This window comes from Maricaulis sp. (assembly GCF_048269565.1).
Taxonomy (GTDB): domain Bacteria; phylum Pseudomonadota; class Alphaproteobacteria; order Caulobacterales; family Maricaulaceae; genus Maricaulis.
In genome coordinates this window covers 22,589-29,145 of the sequence record NZ_JBLXIK010000013.1, presented here as the reverse complement: position 1 = coordinate 29,145, position 6,557 = coordinate 22,589, and the positions used below count along the sequence as shown (strand labels likewise).

The window sequence follows — 6,557 nt, the reverse complement described above, 5'->3', positions numbered from 1 at the left end:
ATGGAAGAGAAGCTCCGCTTCGCCATCCGCGAAGGCGGCCGCACCGTCGGTGCCGGCGTCGTCTCGAAAATCGTCGAGTAAATAGCATTCATTGGTTGGAGCGGCGCACCATGCGCCGCTCCGGCTTCGCTCTTTTTGAAGTTTAAGAAACGGGATCGGGTTGATGGAACGTCAAAACATCCGCATTCGCCTGAAGGCTTTCGATCATCGGGTACTGGATAGCTCCACCCGCGAGATCGTCTCTACGGCAAAGCGCACTGGCGCAAACGTGCGCGGACCGATTCCGCTGCCGACGCGCATTGAGAAATTCACCGTGCTGCGTTCGCCGCACATCGACAAGAAGTCGCGTGAGCAGTTCGAGATCCGGACCCACAAGCGTCTTCTCGATATTGTCGACCCGACCCCACAAACGGTGGACGCGCTGATGAAGCTCGACCTGTCCGCCGGCGTGGACGTCGAGATCAAGCTGGGAGCCTAGGACCATGCGCCAGGAAGATCGTAGAACCGGCGTGGTTGCCCGCAAGCTCGGCATGACCCGCGTCTTTGCCGAAGACGGATCGCACGTGCCCTGCACAGTGCTCCATCTCGAAGGTTGCCAGGTTGTGGCCCACAAGACCGTCGACACCGACGGTTATCTTGCGCTGCAGCTGGGTTCGGGCACGGCGAAAGCCAAGCGCACGCCAAAGGCGATGCGCGGGCATTTCGCGAAAGCCAAGGTTGCTCCCAAGCGCAAGCTTGTGGAATTCCGGGTTCCGGAAACCGCAGTGATCGAAGTCGGCGCCGAGCTGACGGCCGATCACTTCGTACCAGGTCAGAAAGTTGACGTGGCCGGGACATCGATTGGTAAGGGTTTTGCAGGCGCGATGAAGCGTCACGGCTTCGGCGGTCTTCGGGCCACCCACGGCGTGTCGATTTCCCACCGCTCGCATGGTTCGACCGGTCAGTGTCAGGATCCGGGCAAGGTGTTCAAAGGCAAGAAGATGGCCGGCCATATGGGTGCCGTGCGCGTGACGACCCAGAATATCGAGGTTGTTCGCGTCGATACCGATCGCGGCCTGGTGCTTGTCAAAGGTGCAGTCCCCGGTTCCGCCGGTGGCTGGGTTGAGTTGCGGGATGCCATCAAGGGTCACGGCGCTGCCGATCTGCCCCTTCCTGGCAAGTTCCGTACGCTCGACGCAATCAACGCTCCGGCGGCCGATCCGGCTCCGGTGACCGTTGATGGCGAAGAAGGAACGGAAGCATGAAGTTCGAGGTAAAGACCCTCGCGGCGAAAAATGCCGGTGCCATCGAGCTTGACGATGCCGTTTTTGGTATCGATGAAGTTCGCGCCGACCTTTTGCAGCGTGTCGTCAAGTGGCAGCTCGCCGCTCGGCAACAAGGAACGCACAAGACCAAGGGCCGTTCCGAAATCGCCCGCACCAAAAAGCGGTTCGGCAAGCAGAAGGGCGGCGGTACTGCGCGTCACGGCGCGCGTTCGGCACCCCAGTTTGTCGGTGGCGGCAAGGCACACGGCCCTCGCGTCCGCAGCCATGCCCACGATCTGACGAAGAAGTTGCGCTCGCTGGCCCTGTGCCATGCGCTGTCGTCGAAGGCCGGTTCGCAATCGCTCATCATTCTTGATGATGCGGTGTTGAGCGCGCCCAAGACGAAGGATCTGCGCCACTCGTTCGCCGGTCTCGGTGTTTCGAATGTGCTCATCATCGACGGTGAAGCCGTCAATGAGAATTTTGCACTCGCGGCTCGCAACCTGCCGTGCGTCGACGTTCTGCCCGTCCAGGGCCTGAATGTTTACGACGTGCTGCGTCGCGATACGCTGGTTTTGACCAAGTCGGCCGTGGCAAAAATCCACGAACGTCTTAGCGCGAAGGAGGCTTGAACATGTCAGCTGCTGCGCGCCATTACGACACCATCCTGGGTCCAGTGATCACAGAAAAGTCCACCCTGCTGTCGGAAGACGGCAAGGTTGTTTTCTTCGTGCCACTGAGCGCCAACAAGAAGGAGATCGCCGAGGCGGTCGAAGAGCTCTTCAAGGTGAAAGTGACGGCCGTGAACACGATCAGGATTCACGGTAAAACAAAGCGCTTCCGCGGTATCAGCGGTCGGCGCAATGACCAGAAAAAAGCGGTTGTGACCCTCGCCGAGGGTCACTCGATCGATGTGACGACGGGGCTCTAAGATGGCTTTGAGAACATTCAAACCAACGTCTCCGGGCCGTCGCGCTCTGGTGCTTGTGGATCGCTCCGCACTGCACAAGGGCCGTCCGGAAAAATCCCTTGTTGAGGGCCTGTCGAAGCACGGCGGCCGCAACAATACGGGACGCATCACTGCCCGCCGTATCGGTGGCGGTGCCAAGCGTCTGTACCGTCTTGTCGACTTCAAGCGTCGCAAGTGGGACATGCCGGCTACGGTCGAGCGTCTGGAATACGATCCGAACCGGACCGCTTTCATTGCGCTGATCCAGTACGAAGATGGCGAAAAGTCCTATATCCTGGCGCCACAGCGCCTGGCGGAAGGCGATGTCATCCTCGCCGCGGCCAAGGTCGATGTGAAGCCGGGCAATGCGATGCCGCTCAAGTCGGTTCCGGTCGGCACGATCTTGCACAATGTCGAACTGAAGCCCGAGAAGGGTGGCCAGATTGCCCGCTCTGCCGGCGCCTATGTTCAGCTGGTCGGCCGCGATAATGGCTACGCCCAGATCCGTCTGGCGTCCGGCGAGCTTCGCATGGTCTCTGACAAGTGCATGGCAACGGTGGGTGCGGTCTCCAATCCGGACCACTCCAACATCAATCTCGGCAAGGCCGGTCGCAAGCGCCACATGGGCAAGCGTCCGTCGGTCCGCGGCGTTGTCATGAACCCGATCGATCACCCGCACGGCGGCGGCGAAGGCCGCACCTCCGGCGGTCGCCATCCGGTGACCCCGTGGGGCAAGCCGACCAAGGGTGCCAAAACACGCAAGAACAAGTCTACGGACAAGTTCATCATCCGCTCGCGTCACGAACGCAAGAAGCGATAGGGAGCCGACGATGCCTCGTTCTGTCTGGAAAGGTCCGTTCGTCGACGGCTATCTGCTGAAAAAAGCGGAGAAGTCGCACGAAGGTGGCCGTAAGCAAGCGATCAAGACCTGGTCGCGCCGTTCAACCATTATGCCGCAATTCGTGGGCCTGACTTTCCAGGTTCACAACGGCAACAAGTTCGTGCCCGTGCTCGTGTCGGAAGACATGGTCGGCCACAAGCTTGGTGAGTTTTCACCGACCCGGACCTATTACGGTCACGCGGCCGACAAAAAAGCGAAGCGGAGATAAGAGATGGGAAAATCAGCCAATCCTCGCCGCGTCGCTGATAATGAAGCGCGTGCCAAGCTGCGGACGATCCGCACGAGTGGCCAGAAGCTCAACCTGGTTGCCGCGATGATCCGGGGCAAGAAGGTCGAGCGGGCTCTCGCGGATCTGGAATTCTCGCGCAAGCGTATTTCGCTTGAGGTGAAGAAAACCCTCGAATCCGCGATCGCGAACGCTGAAAACAATCACGGCCTCGACATCGATTCACTGATCGTTGCCGAAGCATTCGTGGGCAAGAACCTGGTGATGAAGCGTTTTCGGGCCCGTGCCCGTGGCCGCGGCGCCAAGATCCTGAAACCGTTTTCCGAGCTCACCATCGTGGTTCGCGAAATTGAGGAGGCCGCCTGATGGGTCAGAAAGTCAATCCGATCGGTCTGCGCGTCGGCATCAACCGTACCTGGGATTCCCGCTGGTATGCGTCGGCTGGTGAATACGCCAAGCTGCTGCACGAAGACCTCGCGATCCGCAAAGTGCTGAAAGAGCGCCTCAAGGCTGCCAGCATTTCCAAGATCGTGATCGAGCGTCCGCACAAGAAGTGCCGCGTCACGGTTCACACGGCGCGTCCGGGTGTGGTGATCGGCAAGAAGGGCTCCGATATCGAAGTCCTGCGCCGCGAGCTCTCGAAAATGGTCAATGGTGAAGTCTTCCTCAACCTGGTTGAAGTTCGCAAGCCGGAGATCGATGCCACGCTCGTCGCGGAATCGATCGCCCAGCAGCTCGAGCGCCGCGTGGCTTTCCGCCGCGCGATGAAGCGCTCCCTGCAATCGGCGATGCGCATGGGTGCCAAGGGCTGCAAGGTCGTCTGCGGCGGCCGTCTCGGCGGTGCCGAAATCGCCCGGACCGAACAGTATAATGAAGGCTCCGTGCCGCTCCACACGCTGCGTGCGGATATCGATTATGGGACCGCCTCGGCCAAGACCGCGATGGGTATCATCGGGATCAAGGTCTGGATCAACAAGGGCGAGATCATGGAACACGACCCGATGGCCCAGGAGCGCCGGCTCCAGGAGTCGGGTGAGCAGCGCGCCCGTTCGGGCCGCCAGGCTGCGTAAGGAAATCGGGTCATGCTGCAACCGAAACGTACAAAATTCCGCAAAGCCCATAAGGGTCGGATCAAGGGTGTTGCCAAAGGCGGCTTCACGCTGAATTTCGGATCTTACGGTCTTAAGGCGCTTGAGCCTGAACGCGTTACCGCGCGTCAGATTGAAGCGACCCGCCGCGCCATCACCCGTCATATGAAACGGGCAGGGCGCGTGTGGATCCGTATCTTCCCGGACGTGCCGGTTTCCAAGAAGCCGACTGAAGTCCGGATGGGTAAAGGTAAGGGCACGCCAGAATTCTGGGCGTGTCGTGTGAAGCCGGGCCGGATCATGTTCGAAATCGACGGTGTTCCGGACGATGTCGCACGTGAGGCCCTGTCGCTCGGCGCTGCAAAGCTGCCGATCAAGACGAAAATCGTCGCCCGGTTGGGCGAGTAAGGGAGAGCGGAACGATGAAACCCGTTGACGTTCGCGCCATGACCGAAGATCAGCTGAAGGACAATATCCTCAAGCTGAAAAAGGAGCAGTTCAATCTGCGCTTCCAGGCGGCCACCGGCCAGCTGGAAAACACGGCTCGTTTTACCCAGGTTCGCCGCGACATCGCGCGTCTCCGGACCATTCAAAGCGAGCGCAAGTCGCAGCAAGAGCAAGGGAGTTAAGCGATGCCGAAGCGTATCCTGCAAGGCGTCGTGGTGAGCGATAAAGGTACCAAGACCGTTGTGGTTCGGGTGGAGCGGACATTCCTGCACCCCCTGCTTCGCAAGACGGTTCGCCGTACCAAGCGTTATCACGCGCATGACGAGCAATCCGCATTCAAGGTCGGTGATATGATCCAGATCCAGGAATGCGCACCCAAGTCGAAACTTAAGCGGTGGGAGGTAGTTCCGGCCCAAGCCTAGGCTTGAACTGGAAAACGCCATCTCATAAGGAGGATCTGCGATGATCCAGATGCAGACAAATCTGGACGTGGCCGACAATTCCGGCGCACGCCGTGTGCAGTGCATTAAGGTGCTCGGCGGCGCCAAGCGCCGTTATGCCCACGTCGGCGACATTATTGTCGTTTCCGTCAAGGAAGCCATTCCACGCGGCCGCGTGAAAAAGGGTGATGTCCGCAAAGCGGTCGTCGTTCGCGTCCGCAAGGACATCAAGCGCAAGGACGGTACCGTCATTCGCTTTGATTCCAATTCGGCTGTCCTGATCAACAATAACAACGAGCCGCTCGGCACGCGTATCTTCGGACCGGTTCCGCGCGAACTTCGCGCCAAGAACCACATGAAGATCATCTCGCTGGCTCCGGAGGTGCTGTAATGGCTGCCAAGATCAAGAAGGGCGACAAGGTCGTCATTCTCGCTGGCCGTGACAAGGGCAAGACCGGCGAAGTCATGAAAGTGATTCCAGCCGAGGACCGGATGATCGTTGCCGGCGTGAACGTGGTCAAACGCCACACACGCGCAACGCAAGCCGATCCGGGCGGGATCAAGGAAAAAGAAGCCACGATCCACAAATCCAATGTGGCTCTGGTCGATCCGAAGACTGGCGAGCCGACCCGTGTCGGTTTCAAGACGCTTGATGACGGCCGCAAGGTTCGTTTTGCCAAGAGTTCGGGTGAGGTGATCGATGTCTGATTCATACACACCACGCCTTCGCACGAAGTATCGCGACGAGATCCGCGACACGCTGAAGGAAAAATTCGGCTACGCCAACGTCATGCAGATCCCGCGCCTGGACAAGGTCGTGATCAATATGGGTGTCGGCGAGGCAGCCCAGGATTCCAAGAAAATCAAGGGCGCGCTCGAAGATCTGCAGGCGATCTCCGGCCAGAAGCCGGTCCAGACCGTCGCGAAGAATTCGATCGCCGGCTTCAAGCTGCGCGAGGACCAGGTGATCGGTGCCAAGGTGACCTTGCGCCAGGATCGCATGTACGAATTCCTCGACAGGCTGATCACGATCGCCCTGCCACGGGTCCGGGATTTCCGCGGCCTCAACGGCAAGAGCTTCGACGGTCGCGGCAATTACGCGATGGGTCTGAAAGAGCATATCGTTTTCCCTGAGATCGACTATGACAAGGTCGAGAAGATCCGGGGCATGGACATTGTGGTGTGCACCACCGCAAAATCGGATGAAGAAGCGAAGGCTTTGTTGGCCGAGTTCGATTTTCCGTTTTCGAACTGACGCAACA

At 59.4% G+C, this 6,557-nt stretch carries 15 protein-coding genes; all 15 read left to right on the top strand.

The window, feature by feature from the left end; genetic code table 11:
• A partial coding sequence (locus tag ACN0YL_RS14705) for a hypothetical protein (RefSeq protein ID WP_091771909.1) occupies nt 1-81 on the top strand: 81 nt, incomplete at its 5' end.
• An 82-nt stretch (nt 82-163) separates the two neighbouring features.
• Nucleotides 164-478, top strand: coding sequence for a 30S ribosomal protein S10 (gene rpsJ / locus ACN0YL_RS14700; RefSeq protein WP_091770311.1), 315 nt, complete (start codon nt 164-166; stop codon nt 476-478).
• A gap of 4 nt (nt 479-482) precedes the next feature.
• On the top strand, nt 483-1,244 hold the full coding sequence (gene rplC, locus ACN0YL_RS14695) for a 50S ribosomal protein L3 (protein ID WP_417470257.1): 762 nt from the start codon (nt 483-485) through the stop codon (nt 1,242-1,244).
• Complete coding sequence (gene rplD, locus ACN0YL_RS14690) at nt 1,241-1,876, top strand: 50S ribosomal protein L4 (protein WP_417470259.1); 636 nt, start codon at nt 1,241-1,243, stop codon at nt 1,874-1,876. Before rplC ends, rplD begins: the two co-directional genes overlap by 4 nt.
• A gap of 2 nt (nt 1,877-1,878) precedes the next feature.
• Nucleotides 1,879-2,175: a 50S ribosomal protein L23 gene (locus tag ACN0YL_RS14685; protein ID WP_091770305.1), complete on the top strand. Its 297-nt coding sequence runs from the start codon at nt 1,879-1,881 to the stop codon at nt 2,173-2,175.
• A gap of 1 nt (nt 2,176) precedes the next feature.
• Nucleotides 2,177-3,013: a 50S ribosomal protein L2 gene (rplB, locus tag ACN0YL_RS14680; RefSeq protein WP_417470261.1), complete on the top strand. Its 837-nt coding sequence runs from the start codon at nt 2,177-2,179 to the stop codon at nt 3,011-3,013.
• Nucleotides 3,014-3,023: 10 nt separating this feature from the next.
• Entirely contained in the window at nt 3,024-3,302 is a 279-nt protein-coding gene (gene rpsS / locus ACN0YL_RS14675; protein WP_091770301.1) for a 30S ribosomal protein S19, read from the top strand.
• 3 nt (nt 3,303-3,305) lie between these two features.
• Entirely contained in the window at nt 3,306-3,686 is a 381-nt protein-coding gene (gene rplV, locus ACN0YL_RS14670) for a 50S ribosomal protein L22 (protein ID WP_417470263.1), read from the top strand.
• Nucleotides 3,686-4,390, top strand: coding sequence for a 30S ribosomal protein S3 (gene rpsC / locus ACN0YL_RS14665; RefSeq protein WP_417470265.1), 705 nt, complete (start codon nt 3,686-3,688; stop codon nt 4,388-4,390). The genes rplV and rpsC overlap by 1 nt, the downstream gene beginning before the upstream one ends.
• Nucleotides 4,391-4,402: 12 nt before the next feature.
• Entirely contained in the window at nt 4,403-4,816 is a 414-nt protein-coding gene (rplP, locus tag ACN0YL_RS14660; RefSeq protein WP_339740756.1) for a 50S ribosomal protein L16, read from the top strand.
• 14 nt (nt 4,817-4,830) lie between these two features.
• Nucleotides 4,831-5,037 carry a 50S ribosomal protein L29 gene (rpmC, locus tag ACN0YL_RS14655; protein ID WP_091770292.1) on the top strand — a complete coding sequence of 69 codons (207 nt, stop codon included), beginning with the start codon at nt 4,831-4,833 and terminating at the stop codon, nt 5,035-5,037.
• A 3-nt stretch (nt 5,038-5,040) separates the two neighbouring features.
• Complete coding sequence (gene rpsQ / locus ACN0YL_RS14650) at nt 5,041-5,277, top strand: 30S ribosomal protein S17 (protein ID WP_091770290.1); 237 nt, start codon at nt 5,041-5,043, stop codon at nt 5,275-5,277.
• Nucleotides 5,278-5,317: 40 nt separating this feature from the next.
• Nucleotides 5,318-5,686 carry a 50S ribosomal protein L14 gene (gene rplN / locus ACN0YL_RS14645; protein WP_339740751.1) on the top strand — a complete coding sequence of 123 codons (369 nt, stop codon included), beginning with the start codon at nt 5,318-5,320 and terminating at the stop codon, nt 5,684-5,686.
• Complete coding sequence (gene rplX, locus ACN0YL_RS14640) at nt 5,686-6,003, top strand: 50S ribosomal protein L24 (RefSeq protein WP_417470268.1); 318 nt, start codon at nt 5,686-5,688, stop codon at nt 6,001-6,003. The genes rplN and rplX overlap by 1 nt, the downstream gene beginning before the upstream one ends.
• The gene (gene rplE / locus ACN0YL_RS14635) at nt 5,996-6,550 is read left to right on the top strand and encodes a 50S ribosomal protein L5 (protein ID WP_417498463.1); all 555 of its coding nucleotides are present in this window, start codon (nt 5,996-5,998) and stop codon (nt 6,548-6,550) included. The genes rplX and rplE overlap by 8 nt, the downstream gene beginning before the upstream one ends.
• The last annotated feature ends 7 nt before the right edge of the window (nt 6,551-6,557 follow it).

Excerpts from the sequence above, each read along its gene's own strand:
- rplB (WP_417470261.1), top strand. The coding sequence starts at position 2,177 with ATGGCTTTGAGAACATTCAAACCAACGTCTCCGGGCCGTCGCGCTCTG.
- rplE (WP_417498463.1), top strand. The coding sequence starts at position 5,996 with ATGTCTGATTCATACACACCACGCCTTCGCACGAAGTATCGCGACGAG.
- rplV (WP_417470263.1), top strand. The coding sequence starts at position 3,306 with ATGGGAAAATCAGCCAATCCTCGCCGCGTCGCTGATAATGAAGCGCGT.
- rplP (WP_339740756.1), top strand. The coding sequence starts at position 4,403 with ATGCTGCAACCGAAACGTACAAAATTCCGCAAAGCCCATAAGGGTCGG.
- rplX (WP_417470268.1), top strand. The coding sequence starts at position 5,686 with ATGGCTGCCAAGATCAAGAAGGGCGACAAGGTCGTCATTCTCGCTGGC.
- rplD (WP_417470259.1), top strand. The coding sequence starts at position 1,241 with ATGAAGTTCGAGGTAAAGACCCTCGCGGCGAAAAATGCCGGTGCCATC.
- rpmC (WP_091770292.1), top strand. The coding sequence starts at position 4,831 with ATGAAACCCGTTGACGTTCGCGCCATGACCGAAGATCAGCTGAAGGAC.
- rpsS (WP_091770301.1), top strand. The coding sequence starts at position 3,024 with ATGCCTCGTTCTGTCTGGAAAGGTCCGTTCGTCGACGGCTATCTGCTG.
- rpsQ (WP_091770290.1), top strand. The coding sequence starts at position 5,041 with ATGCCGAAGCGTATCCTGCAAGGCGTCGTGGTGAGCGATAAAGGTACC.
- rplC (WP_417470257.1), top strand. The coding sequence starts at position 483 with ATGCGCCAGGAAGATCGTAGAACCGGCGTGGTTGCCCGCAAGCTCGGC.
- ACN0YL_RS14685 (WP_091770305.1), top strand. The coding sequence starts at position 1,879 with ATGTCAGCTGCTGCGCGCCATTACGACACCATCCTGGGTCCAGTGATC.
- rplN (WP_339740751.1), top strand. The coding sequence starts at position 5,318 with ATGATCCAGATGCAGACAAATCTGGACGTGGCCGACAATTCCGGCGCA.
- rpsC (WP_417470265.1), top strand. The coding sequence starts at position 3,686 with ATGGGTCAGAAAGTCAATCCGATCGGTCTGCGCGTCGGCATCAACCGT.
- rpsJ (WP_091770311.1), top strand. The coding sequence starts at position 164 with ATGGAACGTCAAAACATCCGCATTCGCCTGAAGGCTTTCGATCATCGG.